This window comes from Enterobacter sp. SCRI0065 (assembly GCF_059766475.1).
Genome location: NZ_JCBAJB010000010.1, coordinates 104,095 through 122,612 on the forward strand (window position 1 = coordinate 104,095; position 18,518 = coordinate 122,612).

17 protein-coding genes are annotated in these 18,518 nt (G+C 52.9%); 13 read left to right on the forward strand and 4 right to left on the reverse strand.

Annotated elements, in window-relative coordinates:
- Window positions 1-24: 24 nt before the first annotated feature.
- Entirely contained in the window at window positions 25-1,029 is a 1,005-nt protein-coding gene (gene tehA / locus AC6EMZ_RS20375) for a dicarboxylate transporter/tellurite-resistance protein TehA (RefSeq protein WP_498404617.1), read from the forward strand.
- Window positions 1,026-1,622: a tellurite resistance methyltransferase TehB gene (tehB, locus tag AC6EMZ_RS20380; protein ID WP_498404619.1), complete on the forward strand. Its 597-nt coding sequence runs from the start codon at window positions 1,026-1,028 to the stop codon at window positions 1,620-1,622. The genes tehA and tehB overlap by 4 nt, the downstream gene beginning before the upstream one ends.
- Here tehB and pepT read toward each other — a convergent pair.
- Window positions 1,619-2,848, reverse strand: coding sequence for a peptidase T (gene pepT, locus AC6EMZ_RS20385; protein WP_498404621.1), 1,230 nt, complete (start codon window positions 2,846-2,848; stop codon window positions 1,619-1,621). The two genes, tehB and pepT, sit on opposite strands and share 4 nt — an antisense overlap.
- A gap of 112 nt (window positions 2,849-2,960) precedes the next feature.
- On the opposite strand from pepT, the gene AC6EMZ_RS20390 reads away from it, so the two are divergent.
- Window positions 2,961-4,553: an ABC transporter substrate-binding protein gene (locus AC6EMZ_RS20390; protein WP_498404622.1), complete on the forward strand. Its 1,593-nt coding sequence runs from the start codon at window positions 2,961-2,963 to the stop codon at window positions 4,551-4,553.
- Window positions 4,554-4,691: 138 nt separating this feature from the next.
- A complete protein-coding gene (locus tag AC6EMZ_RS20395) occupies window positions 4,692-5,366 on the forward strand; it encodes a DUF3313 domain-containing protein (RefSeq protein WP_498404623.1) in 675 nt (224 codons plus the stop codon).
- 43 nt (window positions 5,367-5,409) lie between these two features.
- On the opposite strand, the gene AC6EMZ_RS20400 is transcribed toward AC6EMZ_RS20395, so the two are convergent.
- The gene (locus AC6EMZ_RS20400) at window positions 5,410-6,306 is read right to left on the reverse strand and encodes a DMT family transporter (RefSeq protein ID WP_498404625.1); all 897 of its coding nucleotides are present in this window, start codon (window positions 6,304-6,306) and stop codon (window positions 5,410-5,412) included.
- Window positions 6,307-6,480: 174 nt separating this feature from the next.
- On the opposite strand from AC6EMZ_RS20400, the gene AC6EMZ_RS20405 reads away from it, so the two are divergent.
- On the forward strand, window positions 6,481-7,353 hold the full coding sequence (locus AC6EMZ_RS20405) for a helix-turn-helix domain-containing protein (RefSeq protein ID WP_498404626.1): 873 nt from the start codon (window positions 6,481-6,483) through the stop codon (window positions 7,351-7,353).
- Here AC6EMZ_RS20405 and AC6EMZ_RS20410 read toward each other — a convergent pair.
- Complete coding sequence (locus tag AC6EMZ_RS20410; RefSeq protein WP_498404628.1) at window positions 7,333-8,499, reverse strand: benzoate/H(+) symporter BenE family transporter; 1,167 nt, start codon at window positions 8,497-8,499, stop codon at window positions 7,333-7,335. The genes AC6EMZ_RS20405 and AC6EMZ_RS20410 overlap by 21 nt on opposite strands.
- A 91-nt stretch (window positions 8,500-8,590) precedes the next feature.
- On the opposite strand from AC6EMZ_RS20410, the gene AC6EMZ_RS20415 reads away from it, so the two are divergent.
- Window positions 8,591-9,118, forward strand: a complete 528-nt coding sequence (locus AC6EMZ_RS20415; RefSeq protein WP_498404630.1) for a helix-turn-helix domain-containing protein — start codon at window positions 8,591-8,593, stop codon at window positions 9,116-9,118.
- An 80-nt stretch (window positions 9,119-9,198) separates the two neighbouring features.
- Complete coding sequence (locus tag AC6EMZ_RS20420) at window positions 9,199-11,163, forward strand: peptidase U32 family protein (protein ID WP_498404631.1); 1,965 nt, start codon at window positions 9,199-9,201, stop codon at window positions 11,161-11,163.
- Here AC6EMZ_RS20420 and AC6EMZ_RS20425 read toward each other — a convergent pair whose 3' ends face one another.
- Window positions 11,164-11,394 (reverse strand): DUF2554 family protein, encoded by a 231-nt coding sequence (locus AC6EMZ_RS20425; protein WP_498404659.1) that lies wholly within the window; start codon window positions 11,392-11,394, stop codon window positions 11,164-11,166. It lies immediately after the preceding gene.
- 311 nt (window positions 11,395-11,705) lie between these two features.
- Here AC6EMZ_RS20425 and AC6EMZ_RS20430 point away from each other — a divergent pair, with 311 nt between their 5' ends.
- The 6 genes from AC6EMZ_RS20430 (at window position 11,706) to urtD (ending at window position 18,513) form a co-directional block, all read left to right on the forward strand.
- Entirely contained in the window at window positions 11,706-12,083 is a 378-nt protein-coding gene (locus AC6EMZ_RS20430; protein ID WP_498404632.1) for a hypothetical protein, read from the forward strand.
- A gap of 383 nt (window positions 12,084-12,466) precedes the next feature.
- Complete coding sequence (locus AC6EMZ_RS20435) at window positions 12,467-13,570, forward strand: cobalamin-independent methionine synthase II family protein (protein ID WP_498404633.1); 1,104 nt, start codon at window positions 12,467-12,469, stop codon at window positions 13,568-13,570.
- Window positions 13,571-13,771: 201 nt separating this feature from the next.
- Window positions 13,772-15,043 carry an urea ABC transporter substrate-binding protein gene (urtA, locus tag AC6EMZ_RS20440; RefSeq protein ID WP_498404634.1) on the forward strand — a complete coding sequence of 424 codons (1,272 nt, stop codon included), beginning with the start codon at window positions 13,772-13,774 and terminating at the stop codon, window positions 15,041-15,043.
- A gap of 25 nt (window positions 15,044-15,068) precedes the next feature.
- The gene (urtB, locus tag AC6EMZ_RS20445; RefSeq protein ID WP_498404635.1) at window positions 15,069-16,643 is read left to right on the forward strand and encodes an urea ABC transporter permease subunit UrtB; all 1,575 of its coding nucleotides are present in this window, start codon (window positions 15,069-15,071) and stop codon (window positions 16,641-16,643) included.
- The gene (gene urtC / locus AC6EMZ_RS20450) at window positions 16,643-17,716 is read left to right on the forward strand and encodes an urea ABC transporter permease subunit UrtC (RefSeq protein ID WP_498404636.1); all 1,074 of its coding nucleotides are present in this window, start codon (window positions 16,643-16,645) and stop codon (window positions 17,714-17,716) included. Before urtB ends, urtC begins: the two co-directional genes overlap by 1 nt.
- The gene (urtD, locus tag AC6EMZ_RS20455) at window positions 17,716-18,513 is read left to right on the forward strand and encodes an urea ABC transporter ATP-binding protein UrtD (protein ID WP_498404637.1); all 798 of its coding nucleotides are present in this window, start codon (window positions 17,716-17,718) and stop codon (window positions 18,511-18,513) included. The genes urtC and urtD overlap by 1 nt, the downstream gene beginning before the upstream one ends.
- The last annotated feature ends 5 nt before the right edge of the window (window positions 18,514-18,518 follow it).

The following is an 18,518-nucleotide window of genomic DNA, read 5'->3' on the forward strand; positions in this document are numbered from 1 at the left end:
AATATTATTTATAATTTAAAATCAATGCATAAAAGCAACAATTCCCAACAAGTTCTTAACCTACCCTTTGGCTACTTTGGTATGGTGCTCGGCACCATTGGTATGGGTTTCGCCTGGCGATATGCCAGCGTCATTTGGCCGGTCCCCCATTGGCCTGGTGAGACGTTGGTCGCGCTGGCGGTATTGATATGGTTTTTGTTAAGCACTGCAACGGTCGCGCGCGCCGTGCGTTTTCCTCGCAGCGTGTTAGCAGAAATGCGCCACCCGGTGATGAGCAGTTTTGTGAGCCTTTTCCCGGCCACCACGCTGCTGGTAGCAATTGGTTTTGTGCCCTGGTTTAGGCCCGTCTCGCTGGGGTTATTCACGGTAGGCGTGGTGGTTCAATTAGGATATGCCGCCTGGCAAAGCGCAGGGCTGTGGCGGGGGAAACATCCAGAAGCCGCTACCACGCCAGGTTTGTATCTTCCTACGGTTGCCAATAATTTTATCAGTGCGATGGCCTGCGGTGCGCTCGGCTTTCATGATGCCGGACTGGTGTTTCTGGGCGCAGGCGTCTTTTCATGGCTTAGCCTTGAGCCGGTTATTCTTCAGCGTTTGCGCAGTGCCGGAGAGCTTGCTCCTGCGTTACGGACCTCATTGGGGATTCAGCTTGCACCCGCACTGGTCGCCTGTAGCGCCTGGTTTAGCGTCAACGGAGGGGAGGCGGATACCTTTGCCAAAATGCTGTTTGGCTACGGTCTTTTGCAACTGTTGTTTATGCTGCGCCTGATGCCATGGTATCTCTCACAACCCTTTAATGCGTCTTTCTGGAGCTTCTCGTTCGGTGTTTCCGCCCTGGCGACGACGGGGCTACATCTTGGGCAAAGCAGTCCATCCGGCTTCTTTCATGCTATTGCGCTCCCGTTGTTCATTTTGACTAACGGCATCATCGCGCTCCTGCTGGCGCGTACGTTTATTTTGCTGATGCAGGGAAAATTATTAGTTCGTTCAGATAAAGCCACGCTTATGCACACTGAGGAAAAAGAATGACTGTCTTTGATGAAAATTACTTCACCGGGAAATATGGCCTGACGCAAACGCATTCTGACGTGGTTTACAGCGCCGGGATCGTAAAAGCAGGCAACACGCTGGATCTGGGCTGCGGCAACGGTCGCAACAGCCTGTATCTCGCGGCCAACGGCTTTGACGTGACGGCGTGGGATAAAAACCCGGCGGGTATCGAGAATATCGAACGTATCAAGGCGGCTGAAGGAATTGATAATTTAAAAGCCGATATTAAAGATTTGAACAGTCTGAGCTTTGAAGGGGAGTACGATTTTATTCTCTCCACCGTGGTGATGATGTTCCTGGAAGCAAAAACGATTCCGGGTCTGATCGCTAATATGCAGCGTTGCACCAGGCCTGGCGGTTACAACCTGATTGTGGCGGCAATGGATACCGACGATTTTCCGTGTACCGTTGGCTTCCCGTTCGCGTTTAAAAGCGGCGAACTGAGCCGCTATTATGACGGTTGGGAACTGCTGAAATACAACGAGGACGTCGGCGAGTTACACCGCACCGACGCCAACGGTAATCGCATCAAACTGCGCTTCGCCACGATGCTGGCGCGCAAACCCGCTTAACGGGCGGCCAGCAGGCAAATTTGCAGTGCGGTGTTGTAGGAGGCCTCGAATGACGACAGCGGTAAAAACTCAAACTTCGAATGGAAGTTATGAGCGCCGGTGAAGAAATTCGGGGTCAGCAGACCTTTTGCCGATAACGCTGCACCGTCTGTTCCCCCGCGCATTGGCGTCGGTTTGGGCGTGATGCCGAGTGACTCCATCGCCTCAAACATCAGGTCAATTGCGCGGCGATCTTCGCCAATAGCGTTGCTGATATTGCTGTAGGTATCCTCAATGTGGTGCTCGACTTTTGCTGTTGGATGCTGGGCGGCGATTTTGCTGGCGACATCGGCAATCTGCTGTTTACGGGCGGCAAAATTCGCTTTGTCGAAATCACGAATGTTGGCTTTTAGCACGGCGTCGTTTTGTCCCGCCTGAATACCGTTAAACCAGATATAGCCCTCACGCCCTTCGGTACACTCAGGCGTTTGCTGGCGATCGAAGTGGCTCATAAAATCAACCGCCATCAGCAGCGGATTCACCAGCACGCCTTTTGCCGACATCGGATGGGCGGTCACGCCGGTAAAGCGGATTTCTGCTGCGGCAGCATTGAAGTTCTCATAGACAATCTCACCCAGTTCACAGCAGTCGATAGTCCAGGCAAAATCAACGTCGAAACGTTTGAGATCCAGCGCTTTCGCGCCGTTTAGGCCAATCTCTTCGTCTGGCACAAACGCGACCACAATATCGCCATGCTGATGTTCTGCCGTTAAGTTTTCCAGCACCGTCATCACCACGGTGACGGCGGATTTATTATCTGCGCCTAATACGCTGGTTCCGTCGCTAAAAATAATCTCTTCGTTGGGGTAAGCCAGAATTTCAGGGTGCTCATTAATGCGTAACCAGATCGCTTTCTCTTTATTCAGACAGAGATCTTCTCCGGTAAAGGTGAGTATTTGCGGATGAATATCCGGTGATAATCCCACGTCCACCGTATCAATATGGGTAATAAAACCAATACGTGGAGCGTCAGGCACATTCCCTTTTTTAACGGCGGTGACGGTGGCAAATTCGTCGATCACTATGTCGCTTAAACCCAGTGATTTCAGCTCGTTAGCTAACTCTTTGGCCATCTCATGTTGACCCGGCGTGGAGGGCAGCGTTTTGACCTTTGGATCGCTCTGGCTGGTTATTGCAAGATAGCGAAAAAAGCGTTGGGTTAATTGACTGGAGAGTGTTGAAGCCATAGTGATTCCTTCTTTATTTGTATTATCAGGTGTTTGCAATGTCACTTTAATGTTATTTATGGATTGGCAAAAGAATTAATTAGCCGTCGAATTAAAAAGACAGGAAAACGCGATGAATAGCAAACTTACCACTTTAGCCCTGGCGTTTGCCGCACTGACGGTCAGTTCCGCCGTGGCGGCCAAAACGCTGGTGTATTGTTCCGAAGGTTCGCCGGAGAATTTCAATCCTCAGTTGTATACCTCTGGCACCAGCGTGGATGCCAGCGCCGTGCCCGTTTATAACCGTCTGGTCGATTTCAAACCTGGAACGACCGAGCTGGTGCCAAGCCTGGCGGAAAGCTGGGACGTCAGCGAAGACGGTAAGGTTTACACCTTCCACCTACGAAAAGGCGTTAAGTTCCAGAGCAATAAGTTCTACAAACCGACGCGCGATTTTAACGCTGACGATGTGGTCTTCTCGTTCATGCGCCAGAAGGATGTCAATCATCCGTATCACAACGTGTCAAACGGCAGCTATTCCAACTTCGAAAGCCTGGAGTTTGGCAGCCTGATTACCGCTATCGATAAAGTAGACGACCATACGGTGCGCTTCACGCTGGCGCATCCTGAAGCGCCGTTTGTCGCCGATCTGGCGTGGTATTTCGCCTCCATTCTGTCCGCTGAATATGCCGATGCCATGCTAAAAGCAGGCACGCCTGAAAAAGTGGATATGAACCCGATCGGCACAGGACCCTTTACGCTGACGCAGTATCAAAAGGATTCGAGGATCCTGTTCACCGCGTTCCCGGAATACTGGCAGGGCAAGTCTAAGCTCGATCGTCTGGTGTTCAGCATTACGCCAGATGCCTCTGTGCGCTACGCCAAAGTCGAGAAAAATGAGTGTCAGGTGATGCCGTTCCCAAACCCGGCTGAACTGCCGCGCATGAAGGCGAATAAAGATATTAACCTGATGAGTAAAGCAGGGCTGAACACCGGTTTCCTGGCCTTTAATACGCAAAAGCCGCCGCTGGATAACGTCAAAGTTCGTCAGGCGCTGGCCATGGCGATCAACAAACCGGCCATTATTGATGCGGTGTTCCATGGCACAGGAACCGCTGCCAAAAATCTGCTGCCTCCCGGCGTGTGGAGTGCGGACAGCGAGCTGAAAGACTATGAATACGATCCTGAAAAAGCCAGGGCGTTATTAAAAGAGGCGGGATTTGCCAACGGCGTAACCGTGGATCTATGGGCCATGCCGGTGCAGCGTCCGTATAACCCGAATGCGAAAAGAATGGCCGAGATGATTCAGGCCGATTGGGCAAAAATCGGCGTACAGACGAAAATAGTCACCTATGAATGGGGCGAATATCTGAAGCGGGTGAAGGGCGGTGAACACCAGGCTGCTCTGATGGGCTGGACCACCGCAACGGGCGATCCTGATAATTTCTTTGGCCCGCTGTTTACCTGTACGTCGGCCAACGGTGGCTCGAATTCGGCAAAATGGTGCTATAAGCCTTTTGATAATCTTATCGCCGAGGCGAAATCGATAACCGATCATGAAAAACGTGCGGCGCTATACAAACAGGCGCAGCAAATGATGCACGATCAAATGCCGGCGGTGATGATTGCTCACTCCACTATTTTTGAGCCAGTGCGTAAAGAAGTTACTGGTTACGAAATTGACCCGTTTGGTAAACATTTATTCTGGCAAGTGGATATTAAATAACCATAAAAGACTGTCCGGCCCGCTGTCGGGCAGTCTTTTTGCAATTTGTGCTCGCTACCTCATTTTTTGTCACAACAGCCCCCCAAATCTTTTGCTATAACTTCAAGTGCATATCTGCAAATAACATGGAATACCATCATGCGTACTCAAGCTTTTTTTAAAGTTGCAGTGCTCTCTGGCTTGCTGGCTTTAGCAGGCTGTGCGTCCAAAGTGGCGCAGCCCGATCAATTCTCGGGTTTTTTGAAAGATTATTCAGGCTTGCAGGAGACCACCTCAGCGACGGGTAAACCGACGTTACGTTGGGTTGACCCGTCATATGACCCGGCAAAATACGACAGCATTGTCTACAACCCAATTACCTATTATCCGGTACCAAAACCAACCACCCAGATTGGTCAAAAGCTGCTTGATGACCTGCTGGCTTATACCAACACCAAAATGAAAGCCGCTATTGGGCAGAAAAAACCGATTGTGGCGACCCCAGGGCCACGTAGTTTGATCTTCCGTGGCGCAGTGACTGGCGTCAGCTCCAAAAAAGAAGGTTTGCAGTTCTATGAAGTCGTTCCTGTCGCGCTGGTCATCGCCGGGACGCAGATGGCATCAGGCCACCGTACCATGGATACCCATCTCTATTTCGAAGGGGAGTTGATCGACGCTGCAACGGGTAAACCTGTTATCAAAGTCGTGCGTAAAGGTGAAGGTTCCGAACTTAACAATGAAAGCTCGCCAATGACCGTGGCGACGCTGAAGAAAGTGGTTGATGACATGGCGACAGATGCCACCATGTTTGATGTGAATAAAACGCAGAAATAATCCTCACCCGGCCTGCATTATGCAGGCCGGGCTCTTGACGTTCTTATGCCGTGCGCAGCCGTTTAAACCAGGTTTCGGGTTTTGCAAACATCACCATATTCCCCGTCAGAATAAGCAGTAACCCCATCACGGCGTTCATATGCCAGACGTAACCTTCGTAAACCGTCGAAATGGATAACGCCACGATCGGGAACAGTAACGTGCTGTAAGCCGCTTTACCTGCGCCGATGCGTCCCACCAGGGTGAAGTAAGCACCAAAGGCAATGACAGACCCAAACAGCGCCAGATAGAGCAGTGCGCCAATGTAGCTTACCGTCCATTCAGGCATAAAGTTATCGCCGCGAATCACCGCGATGGCACCCATCACCAGCGTGCCGTACAGCATCGCCCAGGCGTTGGTGGTCATGGTTTCAAGCCCGTTACGCTGATGGCGCAGGCTAATCATGTTCCCCAGCGAAAACCCGTAAGTCCCCAGCGCCGATAGGCCAATACCCCATAACAATTCAGGACGCCAGCCGCTGTTAAGCAGATCGTCCCAGAAGAGAGTGATGATACCCAGCAGACCCAGCCCTGCGGCTGTCCAAAAGCGAGTTGGCGGGCGCTGGCCGAAGAACATGAAGCTATTAATGGCGTTATACAGCACGGCCATCGAGAAAATCACCGACTCCAGGCCGGTATTGATCCAGGATGCCGCAGTGTAAAAACACCAGAAGTTAAAGCAAAAAACGCAGCAGCCCTGGACCACACAAAATAGATGATCGCGAAGTGCCAGTTTGCGTAGGCGTTTTAGCGCCAGTAGCACCAGCATAATGGTGGCGCTGGCGACGGCAAAACGCCAGAAGATCGATACGGGTGCCGCAACGGAACCCTGTTGAAGGAAAATAGCAATCCAGGTCGTTCCCCAAATTACCACCACCAGCCCGTATAACAGTGCGTTCATTTTGTTCTCGTTATTCCACCTCAAAGAAGAGGAGTGTGGCCTGACGTGGCGCGCGGCGCTTTCATCGTTTTGCTCTCGACTTGCATAATCTTGCGCTTTTTTGTTTCACCAGCGCTGGTATCGGCATGCAACTCTTCATAGACTAACGATCTGATTAATTATCCCTTAACGGTTATGTCTCGCGCTTACGACACCTTTGAAAAACTCCGCCAACAAAATGCCGTGCTGCGGGAAACGGTCGCGCTTAATTCAGGCATTCAGCTGGCGGCGTGGTTCAACAAGCACGACACGGTGACGGTCAAAAGTAATCACCATACCCTGAGTCTGTATGTGGCGGACGGCTATGAGAGCTACCATAAAACGTCAAACGGCTGGAAGAATGGCGGCGGGCCGGATCGTTTTTGCCTGATGCCGCAAGAAAGTGAGTCGACTTGGGATATTCGTGACGATTTGTCCTTTGTGCATCTGTACTGCACCGATGAACATTTACGCGAGATCGGTGAAAAGATTTGGGACAAAAGCCCGGCCTCCATCGTCCTGGACGAAAAAACCTTCGCCAGCGATGCGAAAATTGCCATGCTTTACCGCCAGTTTTTGCTGGGCTGCGACTGGCAGCAGTCGGCCAATCAACTGACGCTAAGTACCGCCAGCACGCTGCTTCTGACGCATCTTGTCCAGAATTATTCCAACGTACAGTGGAAGTTACCGGTCGTGACGGGCGGTTTATCGCCGTTTGTGCTGCGCAACATTCTGGCGTATATCGACGCCAATCTGTCGCAGCCGTTAACGCTTTGTGACCTGGCGGGTCAAGCCTCACTGAGCGAATACCATTTCGCCCGCATGTTCCGCCAGTCGATGAATATGGCTCCGCATCAGTACGTCATGCAGCAGCGCATGGAAAAGGCGAAAGCACTGGTTCAGTTTGGTCGTGAGCCTTTGACGGATATCGCGCTGGCCTGTGGATTTAGCTCGGCCAGTCACTTCAGCAACAGGTTTAAATCCTCGACCGGTGTTACCCCCTCGCAGCTACGCACGGCGAAAGCGTGAGAACATGGCGTAGCATATGCCGCCTGCAATAAGCCCCCAGAATGCGGAACCCACGCCCGCAAGCGTCACGCCGCTGGCGGTGACCAGAAACGTAACCACTGCGGCATCCCGCTCAGTTTCATGATGTAGCGCCTGAAACAAACTTCCTCCGATCGTCCCAAGTAATGCCAGTCCGGCGAGCGTTTGGATCCAGCTTAAGGGGAGCGATGCCATCAGCGCGGTAATCGAACCGCCAAAAACCCCGGCGAGCAGATAAAACACGCCCGCTGCGGCAGCGGCAATCCACCTTTTATCGGCGTTTGGGTGCGCATCCGGACTTTGACAAATAGCAGCGGTAATGGCGGCAATGCAAATGGAGTACACCCCAAACGGAGAAAATAGCAGGGCCAGGGCTCCGGTAAAAATCATTAACGGTGAAACGGCAATCGGATAACCCGAGGCCTTCATGGTGGCAAATCCCGGCGCGTTTTGCGATGCCATGGTGACCAGGAAGAAGGGGAGACCGACGCTGATAAGCGTGGTGAAGCTAAATGTTGGCATGATCCACTGCGGCATCACTACGGCAACATGAAGATTTTCGGTGACAACGTCACCTCCAGCCCAGGCGGCAATACCGCCAACTACTAGCGTAACGACAATGGCATAGCGCGGCGCGAAGGCTTTAGTGATAAGCCACGCCAGCAGCATGCTTCCGCACAGCAGAAAATGCCCCTCAAGATTACTGAAAGCCTGCAATCCAAAGCGTAACAGCACGCCTGCCAGCATCGCTGCCGCCAGCGTATGGGGGATGATTTTCATGAGACGGGCGAACAGACCGGTCAGGCCGCAGAGCAGTATCAGTGCGTTAGCAAAAATAAAAACACCCACGGTTTCTGCCAGCGAAATGCCCTGCAAGCTGGTGGCGAGCAAGGCCGCGCCGGGCGTTGACCATGCGGTTAAAATAGGGGCTTTATACCAGACTGACAACGCAAGCGTACTCACCCCCATACCGATACCGAGCGCGGTCATCCAGCCTGCAATTTGTTGCGCATTGGCTCCTGCGGCTGCGGCTGCCTGCCATATCAAGGCCGCTGAGCTGGCGTAACCCACCAGCACGGCCACAAATCCGGCGAGTACCGCAGGAAAAAGTTGAGTTGAAATGCGCATATTTTCTCCGTTGTGCGTTATAACGCTCGCGGCAATGTAGCACTGTGCGCTATAGCGTACAAGTGGTACACTTCACGCCATGGGAGAATCAATGAATATCACTCAACATCTTGCATCAACACTGAAAACGCATCGTCAGGCGCGAGGCTGGAGTTTGTCGAAGCTGGCAGAAGAGACGGGCGTGTCAAAGGCGATGCTGGGGCAAATCGAGCGCAATGAGTCCAGCCCGACGGTCTCCACGCTGTGGAAAATTGCCACCGGGCTGAACGTGCCTTTCTCGGCGTTCATCACGCCGGAGGAGCAAGCGCAGGCTATCTTCGATCCGCAACAGCAGTCTATGGTTGTGAAACCCTTATTCCCGTGGGATGACACGCTCAAATTCGATCATTTCTCGATTACCCTGGCCCCGGGGGCGCTCAGTGAATCGACGCCGCACGAAGCGGGCGTGATTGAACATGTGGTCGTGATTAGCGGTGAGCTGGAGATGTGTATAGAGGGCGTCTGGCGCACTATTTTGGCCGATTCAGGCGTTCGTTTCGCGGGTGATAAAAGTCACGCTTACCGCAACAGCAGCGGCCAACCGGTACACTTTCATTCACTCATACATTATCCCGGCTAAAGGTACGCAAAACGGTTCCGTTGCCGTAGACTTCTGACTACAATAGCCGCCATTTTGACCCTAACGGATAACGACGACGTATGCGCCTGCAATCCCATCATCTTGAACTGTTAAGCCCGGCCCGCGATGCCTCCATTGCTCGTGAAGCGATTCTTCACGGCGCGGATGCGGTCTACATCGGTGGCCCTGGTTTTGGTGCTCGCCACAATGCCAGCAACAGCCTACGCGATATCGCCGAGCTGGTGCCTTTCGCTCACCGTTTTAGCGCGAAGGTGTTCGTGACCCTTAACACGATCCTTCATGATGATGAACTGGAACCTGCGCAGCGCTTAATTACCGATCTTTATCAGACGGGTGTGGATGCGCTCATTGTGCAGGATATGGGGGTTCTGGAGCTGGATATCCCCCCTATTGAACTGCATGCCAGTACCCAGTGCGATATCCGTACCGTCGAGAAAGCGAAGTTTCTTTCTGATGTGGGCTTCACCCAAATCGTGCTGGCGCGCGAGCTGAACCTGAACCAGATCCGTGATATTCACCAGTCCACCGACGCGAATATTGAGTTCTTTATTCACGGCGCGCTGTGCGTGGCCTATTCCGGGCAATGTAATATTTCCCACGCGCAAACCGGGCGCAGCGCCAACCGCGGCGACTGCTCCCAGGCCTGCCGTCTGCCGTATACCCTTAAGGACGATCAGGGGCGCGTAGTGGCATTTGAAAAACACCTGCTGTCGATGAAAGATAACGACCAGACTGCAAACCTGGCGGCGCTTATCGACGCGGGCGTACGCTCCTTCAAAATTGAAGGGCGCTACAAAGACATGAGCTATGTGAAAAATATCACGGCGCACTACCGTCAGATGCTGGATGCGATTATTGACGATCGCGGCAATCTGGCTCGCGCTTCTGCGGGGCGGACTGAGCACTTCTTTATCCCGTCGACGGACAAAACCTTTCACCGCGGCAGCACGGATTATTTCGTGAATGCGCGTAAAGAGGATATTGGCGCGTTTGATTCACCGAAATTTATCGGGTTGCCGGTGGGCGAAGTGCTCAAGGTGTATAAAGACCACCTGGATGTCAACGTGACCGAAACGCTGGCTAACGGCGATGGCCTGAACGTGATGATCAAACGCGAAGTGGTAGGATTTCGTGCCAACACCGTCGAGAAAATCGCGGAGAACCGTTATCGCATCTGGCCGAACGAAATGCCGGCCGATCTGTACAAAGCTCGCCCGAACGCAGCGCTTAACCGTAACCTCGACCATAACTGGCAGCAGGCGTTGCTGAAAACATCCAGTGAGCGTCGTATTGCGGTCGATATCGAGCTGGGCGGTTGGGAAGAACAACTGATTCTGACGATGACCAGTGAAGAGGGTGTGAGCGTGACTCACACGCTGGACGGGCAGTTTGAAGTGGCCAACCACGCAGAAAAAGCCCTGAATAATCTGAAGGACGGTGTCGCAAAACTCGGGCAGACGATTTACTACGCGCGCGATATTCAGGTTAACCTGCCCGATGCGCTGTTTGTACCGAATAGCCTGCTGAACCAGTTCCGCCGTGAAACCGCCGAGATGCTTGATGAGGCGCGTTTGACAAACTACCCGCGCGGCAGTCGCAAGCCGGTTTCCGTCCCTGCACCGGTTTACCCGGATTCACATCTGTCGTTCCTGGCAAACGTCTACAACCACAAAGCGCGTGAGTTCTATCATCGTTATGGCGTGCAATTGATTGACGCCGCGTATGAAGCGCATGAAGAGAAGGGCGATGTGCCGGTGATGATCACCAAGCACTGTCTGCGCTTCGCCTTCAACCTGTGCCCGAAACAGGCTAAAGGCAGCATCAAAAGCTGGAAAGCCACGCCGATGCAACTGGTGAATGGTGATGAAGTGCTGACGCTGAAATTTGACTGCCGACCGTGCGAAATGCATGTCATCGGCAAGATGAAAAACCATATCTTTAAAATGCCACAGCCGGGTAGCGTCGTGGCATCGGTGAGTCCGGAAGAGTTGATGAAGACCTTACCGAAACGTAAGGGCGCTTAACTAAAGAAAATGCGTCTCGGGTTTGCGCGATTTTTGCCAGTAATGGTGCTCGCGCAAACCATCTGCTGAATCCTCTGCAACACATCTTATTTCGTCGCTGTCGGCTTCATGACGAAGCTGATGGTCGACGTTCTTGACCCACAAAAATTCATGCCCTTTATGTCCTGCCATCAACTGACCTGAAAACATCGCGCAGATCAGCAGGATGACTGACAACCCTTTCTTTACCATCAGATTCACTCGCAGGATTCATTTGCAGCAATGATGCTGGTAATTGCGTAGGGTTATTATTCAAATATTAAAAATAGCGCAAAGAGTTTGTCAGTTTCTGCTGTGTGAAATGAAATGTGACCTAAGTTTTTTCCTAAATTTTCGCGAGAAAATATAAAGCTGTAACAAAGAGCGTTTTATCAAGTCCTTAACCGGACACGTTATTTGGCGTGTCTGGAGCCATTACTGCCAAATTTGGTAAGGGGGTTTGTCTAGGTATTACAGAAAATTCCGATATAATGTCTTTTTTGGCTATGGACCTGGTCGAGTAAATGAAAAAAGTATTACCCATTGCGATTCTGGGAATCGCAGCAGCAGCGACAGCTTGTGTGAGTTACGCCTCTTACAATGATAAACCCGAATATCTCCAGGCCGCTGAAACGCGCGTAGGATCTTATTTGACCAGTGACTACGGCCGCATTTCCTGTACGAGTACAAAGATCAATGATGCTCGCTGGGGGCTTCAGTGCCTCAATGCGGAGAAGGGCAAGAGCTTTGAATTTACCGTCGCGCCTGCAGATAAAGCACCCTACGCGGTTTCGCGCTCATTCTATCTTGAAGCGGTTAACGATAACGCAAAACAAAGTGCCGAACAGGGTCTAATGCGATATTTGCAAGTTAACACCACCGCAACGGTAAGCCAGTCCTGAGAACACAAGACAAACGGTAAGCGGTTCGTTTAACGTTTGTTGATATTGCAGATGTTAGGTTTATTGCGATCCGCATCGTGACATTTGATGTCGCGAACGTAGATACCAAAATACAAATCTATCCATGCAAGCATTTACCGCCATAATATGGCGGTTTTTTTTGCCTGAAATTTGCCTGGTTACGGGTAAACCCGCATTGAAATAGCGTGTTTACGCTTTTAAGCGGGCAAGATGAATAAATTTCAACACCTGTGAATTTTTCTCGTTTGTCGCCATACGGTGGATATGACATATTTTGGACATATAGACATCCAGAAGTCTGACTGTTCAACAAATGAATTATCACTGTTGGCAATTATCTGCCAACAGATAAGGAGAGAGTCATGCAACGACAACACGCCCCGTACCGTGCCGATGTGGTAGGTAGCTTTTTACGTCCTGATGCTATCAAACAGGCGCGACTCAAATTCGCCAGCGGTGAAATTGACGCCGGGCAACTGCGGGCAGTCGAAAACGAGGCTATTCGCCATGTGGTTGAGCAGCAGTGTGCGTGTGGGCTGCATGTTGTAACCGACGGCGAGTTTCGCCGCGCCTGGTGGCATTTCGATTTCTTTGATGGTTTGCAGGGTGTTGAGCGCTATGACTCGAACCAGGGTATCCAGTTCAATGGCGTGCAAACCAAAGCCCACGGCGTGCGCGTGACGGGCAAACTGGGATTTGGTGACCACCCGATGCTGGAAGATTTTCGTTATCTGAAAAGCATCAGTGGCGATGCACAGCCGAAGATGACCATTCCAAGCCCAAGCGTGCTGCATTTCCGTGGCGGGCGCAAAGATATCGATGCGACCGTTTATCCAAGGCTAGATGCCTACTTTGACGATCTGGCCACGACCTGGCGTGATGCAATCCATGCTTTCTACGAAGCGGGTTGCCGTTATCTGCAACTGGATGACACGGTCTGGGCTTATTTATGCTCCGATGACCAACGCCGCCAAATCAGCGAGCGCGGGGACGATGCCGATGAGCTGGCGCGTATTTATGCCCGCGTGCTGAATAAAGCGCTGGAGGGTAAGCCAGACGATCTGACCATCGGTCTGCATGTCTGTCGTGGTAATTTCCGCTCCACCTGGATCTCTGAAGGTGGCTATGAGCCGGTTGCAGAAGTCCTGTTCGGGACGGTCAATGTCGATGCATTCTTCCTGGAATACGATAACGATCGCAGCGGTGATTTTGCGCCGCTTCGCTTTGTGCGTCCGGGCAAGCAGCAGGTCGTTCTGGGGTTGATCACCACCAAAAATGGTGAGCTGGAAAATCCCGAGGGCGTGAAAGCTCGCCTGCAAGAAGCCGCCCAGTATGTCGCCAAAGACCAAATCTGCCTGAGCCCGCAGTGCGGCTTTGCCTCTACCGAGGAGGGGAATAGCCTGAGCGAAACCCAGCAGTGGGACAAAGTGCGTCTGGTAACAAAAATCGCTGAAGAAGTCTGGTAACAAATCGCGCACAGCGTTGCACTCAAATAATGCAGCGCTGTGCCATCTTGAGTCGTTTCCCTCGTAAGTCCTCAATTCGCCCCCTGAATTATCACCATTCTGCAATCTGGCACTCTTTTTGCTCTTGTGAAACTGGCACGTTTTTTTGCGTCCTTGCCGTACCGGACGTCTTCGCACAGCTTTCTTTTCAGGAGTGAAAATATGCACCGTCGTACCTTAATTAAGGCCTTTGCACTGTCTGCTTCCGTAGTGGCTATGGGAATGAGTTTTGGCGTGCAGGCCGCCGATACGATCAAAATTGGCATTATGCATTCGCTCTCCGGCACGATGGCTATTTCTGAAACGCCATTGAAGGATGTGGCGTTGATGACGATTGATGAGATCAATGCAAAAGGCGGCGTACTGGGGAAGAAACTTGAACCCGTGGTCGTCGATCCCGCCTCCAACTGGCCGCTGTTTGCCGAGAAAGCCCGCCAACTATTGAGTCAGGATAAAGTGGCGGTCGTCTTTGGCTGCTGGACGTCCGTTTCGCGTAAATCGGTACTCCCGGTATTTGAAGAGCTGAATGGTCTGCTGTTCTATCCGGTGCAATATGAAGGCGAAGAGATGTCGCCGAATGTCTTTTACACCGGTGCCGCGCCAAACCAGCAGGCGATCCCGGCAGTGGAATACCTGATGGGCGAAGACGGAGGCAGCGCGAAGCGCTTCTTCCTGCTGGGTACCGATTACGTGTATCCGCGCACGACCAACAAAATTCTGCGTGCCTTCCTGCACTCGAAGGGCGTGCAGGATAAAGATATCGAAGAAGTCTATACCCCGTTCGGCCACAGCGATTATCAGACCATTGTCGCCAATATTAAGAAGTTCTCAGCAGGGGGCAAAACGGCGGTGGTCTCGACCATCAACGGCGATTCTAACGTACCGTTCTATAAAGAACTGGCAAACCAGGGCGTGAAGGCGACGGATGTTCCGGTCGTGGCATTCTCAGTGGGCGAAGAAGAGCTGCGCGGTATTGATACTAAACCGCTGGTGGGTAACCTCGCGGCGTGGAACTACTTTGAATCGGTTGATAATCCGACTAACGAAACCTTTGTTGCGGCCTATAAAGCCTACGCGAAAGCGCATAAGTTGCCTAACGCAGACAGTGTCGTGACCAACGATCCGATGGAAGCCACCTATGTCGGCATTCACATGTGGGCGCAGGCGGTAGAAAAAGCCGGGACAACCGACGTAGACAAAGTTCGTGCAGCGATGGCAGGACAAACCTTCAAAGCGCCGTCGGGCTTTACGTTGACCATGGATGCCACCAATCACCATCTGCATAAACCGGTGATGATTGGTGAAATCGAAGGTGACGGCCAGTTCAACGTGGTATGGCAAACCGATAAGCCGGTGCGTGCTCAACCCTGGAGCCCATTCATTGCGGGTAACGATAAGAAATCTGAAGAACCGATGAAAACCGCCGGTAACTAAGACTTTGTCGTCACGGAGAAAAGCCATGAATATGATGCGAATCATTGTCGCAATGGTATGGCTTGCCGGTCTGCTGCCAGGGATGACGCAGGCGTCGGATGCAGATGCCTTTGTCGCAGCAAGTCGTAGCCAGCAGGCGTCGCTGTTGGAGCAATGGGCCGTTAGCCCCAAACCAGAACGTTTACCGCTGCTGAAAGCGCTGCAAAAGGAAAACCTGTTCGTCGATACGCAAAAACACGCGTTTACCCGTCTTAATGACACCATGGTAGCCCTTGGCGAAAACGTTCAGGCGCAGGGCGAGCCGAAAGCCGTTCGATTGACGAACCGCCTGCGGGTTCTCTCTTCTACCGCACTGGCGACGCATCAGCTTATGAGTGACAGTGTCACCGAAAGGCGTGCGGCGGCAACGTTACTTCAGCGTGACGCCACCCCTGAAATGCTGAGTCTGCTACAACAACGCCTTGTTGCGGAGAAAGACGACAGCGTACGCCCGTTACTGGAAGCCGCGCTGGCGAACCTGTTACTTGCCAGCCCGCAGCCAGAGGTTCGTCTACAGGCCGTCGAATTATTAGGCCACTCCTCAGACCCTGAAACGCAGGCTCGGCTGATGCCCTATACCCAGGCACAATCCGAACCCGATGCGCGGGTACGCGCGGCGGCCCTGGACAGCCTGAGCACGATCCAACATCGATTACTGATCGGCGATCTGCTGGGACAGGCTTTCATGGGGCTGTCGTTAGGATCGGTACTGCTACTGGCGGCGCTTGGTCTGGCGATCACCTACGGATTGCTGGGTGTGATTAACATGGCACACGGCGAAATGCTGATGCTCGGGGCCTATTGCACCTGGATGGTCCAGCAGGTGATGGCGCAGTTTATGCCCCAGTGGCTGGCGCTCTATCCGATTATCGCGCTGCCGGTAGCGTTTTTCGTCACGGCAGGCGTGGGCATGGTGCTGGAACGTACCGTGATCCGCCATCTGTATGGCCGACCGCTGGAAACGCTATTGGCGACCTGGGGTATCAGCCTGATGATTATTCAGCTGGTGCGCATGACGTTCGGGGCGCAAAACCTTGAGGTAGCTAACCCGGCGTGGTTGTCCGGAGGCGTTCAGGTGTTCGCCAATCTTATCCTGCCGTGGAACCGTATTGCGGTGCTGGTTTTTGTGCTGCTGGTGCTGTTCTTTACCTGGCTGATACTCAACAAAACCCGTCTGGGGCTTAACGTGCGGGCGGTGACGCAAAATCGCAGCATGGCAGCCTGCTGCGGCGTACCCACCGGGCGTGTCGATATGCTGGCATTTGGTTTAGGGTCGGGTATTGCCGGATTAGGCGGTGTGGCACTGTCGCAACTGGGTAACGTCGGGCCAGAGCTGGGGCAAGGTTATATTATTGACTCCTTCCTCGTGGTGGTGCTGGGCGGTGTCGGACAGCTTGCGGGCAGCGTGGCAGCGGCATTTGGCCTTGGGATTTTCAATAAAATACTTGAACCGCAGATGGGCGCGGTATTGGGCAAAATTGTGATTTTGGTGGCGATTATTCTGTTTATTCAGAAACGTCCACAGGGGTTATTTGCGCTTAAAGGGAGGGTGACAGACTGATGAGCCAGCCACTGACCTTAACGATGGCGCGCCGAGCGCCGCGTACAACCCAAATTCTGGGCAGCTTAATACTGGCAATCCTGCTGGTACTCCCGTTTCTGGCACTCTTACCTGCCAGCCATCCCTTAGCACTCTCCACCTGGATGTTGACGCTTGTCGGCAAGATCCTGTGCTATGCCATCGTCGCGGTGGCGCTGGATTTGGTCTGGGGGTATGCGGGGATGCTGTCACTGGGGCACGGGATTTTCTTTGCGCTCGGCGGATACGCAATGGGGATGTACCTGATGCGTCAGGCTTCAGGAGAGAACTTACCGGCGTTTATGTCGTTTCTTTCCTGGCAAGAACTGCCCTGGTTCTGGTGGGGGACGCAGCATTTTGCCTGGGCGTTGGTGTTGATTGTCATGATCCCGGGCCTGCTGGCGCTGGTCTTCGGGTGGTTTGCGTTTCGCTCGAAGATAAAAGGCGTCTACTTTTCGATCATGACCCAGGCGCTGACCTATGCCGGGATGCTGCTGTTCTTTCGTAACGAGACCGGGTTTGGCGGCAATAATGGTTTTACCGGTTTTACCACGCTGCTCGGCTTTTCAGTGACGTCCACCGGTACACGCATTGCGCTATTTCTGGCAACCGTAGCACTGCTGGTCTCGTCGTTAGCCGTCGGGTTCTGGCTTGCCAGAAGTAAGTTTGGCCGTATTTTGACTGCCGTGCGAGACGCGGAAAACCGCTTAACCTTCTGCGGGTACGATCCGCGCGGCTTCAAGCTGCTGGTCTGGACGCTTTCAGCGGTGCTGTGCGGGCTGGCGGGAGCGTTGTATGTCCCACAGGTTGGGATTATTAACCCCGGCGAAATGTCGCCGACGAACTCGATCGAAGCCGCAATCTGGGTGGCGTTGGGTGGACGCGGGACCTTAGTCGGTCCGGTTATCGGTGCGGCGTTGGTGAACGGGGCCAAAAGCTATTTTACCGTGGCGATGCCGGAATACTGGCAGCTGTTTTTAGGGATGATATTTATTGCCGTCACGCTCTTTTTACCGCGCGGCGTCTACGGCCTGTTCCGTAAAGGGGAGAAATAATGCAGCCAGCAGAAGGATTGTTTACCCGTCAGCTTCCCGGAGATCGCTTTCGCGAACAAACCGACCCGGTGCTCCAGCTTGAGGCGATAAACGTCAATTTCGATGGTTTTCAGGCGTTAACCGATCTCTCACTGAACATCGGCGTGGGCGAATTACGCTGTGTTATCGGTCCTAACGGTGCCGGGAAAACGACGCTGATGGACGTGATCACCGGTAAAACCCGCCCCCAAAGTGGAAGGGCCATTTACGATCAGTCCATCGATCTGACCGGACTGGATCCTGCGGCGATTGCCCGCCAGGGTATTGGGCGTAAGTTCCAGAAACCCACCGTCTTTGAAGCATTAACCGTATGGGAAAACCTTGAGCTTGCGATGAAAGGCGACAAATCCGTATGGGCCAGCTTGCGCGCGCGTCTGACGTCAGACCAAAACGATCGTATTAATGAAATGCTGACGCTGCTGCGCCTGAGCGGCGAGCAGGATCGTTTTGCCGGTTTGCTGTCGCACGGGCAAAAGCAGTTTCTGGAGATTGGCATGCTGCTGGTGCAGGACCCGCATCTGCTGCTGCTTGATGAACCCGCCGCAGGAATGACGGACGCAGAAACAGAATACTCAGCGGAGCTTTTTCGCACTCTGGCGGGTAAACACTCGCTGATGGTGGTCGAGCATGATATGGGCTTTGTGGAAAGTATCGCTGACCATGTCACCGTGCTGCATCAGGGGCGCGTTCTGGCTGAAGGATCGCTACGTGAAGTGCAGGCCAATGAGCAGGTTATCGAAGTCTATCTCGGACGCTAAGGAGC

Coding starts and splice junctions, on each gene's coding strand:
- tehA (WP_498404617.1), top strand. CDS start 25: ATGCATAAAAGCAACAATTCCCAACAAGTTCTTAACCTACCCTTTGGC.
- tehB (WP_498404619.1), top strand. CDS start 1,026: ATGACTGTCTTTGATGAAAATTACTTCACCGGGAAATATGGCCTGACG.
- pepT (WP_498404621.1), bottom strand. CDS start 2,848: ATGGCTTCAACACTCTCCAGTCAATTAACCCAACGCTTTTTTCGCTAT.
- AC6EMZ_RS20390 (WP_498404622.1), top strand. CDS start 2,961: ATGAATAGCAAACTTACCACTTTAGCCCTGGCGTTTGCCGCACTGACG.
- AC6EMZ_RS20395 (WP_498404623.1), top strand. CDS start 4,692: ATGCGTACTCAAGCTTTTTTTAAAGTTGCAGTGCTCTCTGGCTTGCTG.
- AC6EMZ_RS20400 (WP_498404625.1), bottom strand. CDS start 6,306: ATGAACGCACTGTTATACGGGCTGGTGGTGGTAATTTGGGGAACGACC.
- AC6EMZ_RS20405 (WP_498404626.1), top strand. CDS start 6,481: ATGTCTCGCGCTTACGACACCTTTGAAAAACTCCGCCAACAAAATGCC.
- AC6EMZ_RS20410 (WP_498404628.1), bottom strand. CDS start 8,499: ATGCGCATTTCAACTCAACTTTTTCCTGCGGTACTCGCCGGATTTGTG.
- AC6EMZ_RS20415 (WP_498404630.1), top strand. CDS start 8,591: ATGAATATCACTCAACATCTTGCATCAACACTGAAAACGCATCGTCAG.
- AC6EMZ_RS20420 (WP_498404631.1), top strand. CDS start 9,199: ATGCGCCTGCAATCCCATCATCTTGAACTGTTAAGCCCGGCCCGCGAT.
- AC6EMZ_RS20425 (WP_498404659.1), bottom strand. CDS start 11,394: ATGGTAAAGAAAGGGTTGTCAGTCATCCTGCTGATCTGCGCGATGTTT.
- AC6EMZ_RS20430 (WP_498404632.1), top strand. CDS start 11,706: ATGAAAAAAGTATTACCCATTGCGATTCTGGGAATCGCAGCAGCAGCG.
- AC6EMZ_RS20435 (WP_498404633.1), top strand. CDS start 12,467: ATGCAACGACAACACGCCCCGTACCGTGCCGATGTGGTAGGTAGCTTT.
- urtA (WP_498404634.1), top strand. CDS start 13,772: ATGCACCGTCGTACCTTAATTAAGGCCTTTGCACTGTCTGCTTCCGTA.
- urtB (WP_498404635.1), top strand. CDS start 15,069: ATGAATATGATGCGAATCATTGTCGCAATGGTATGGCTTGCCGGTCTG.
- urtC (WP_498404636.1), top strand. CDS start 16,643: ATGAGCCAGCCACTGACCTTAACGATGGCGCGCCGAGCGCCGCGTACA.
- urtD (WP_498404637.1), top strand. CDS start 17,716: ATGCAGCCAGCAGAAGGATTGTTTACCCGTCAGCTTCCCGGAGATCGC.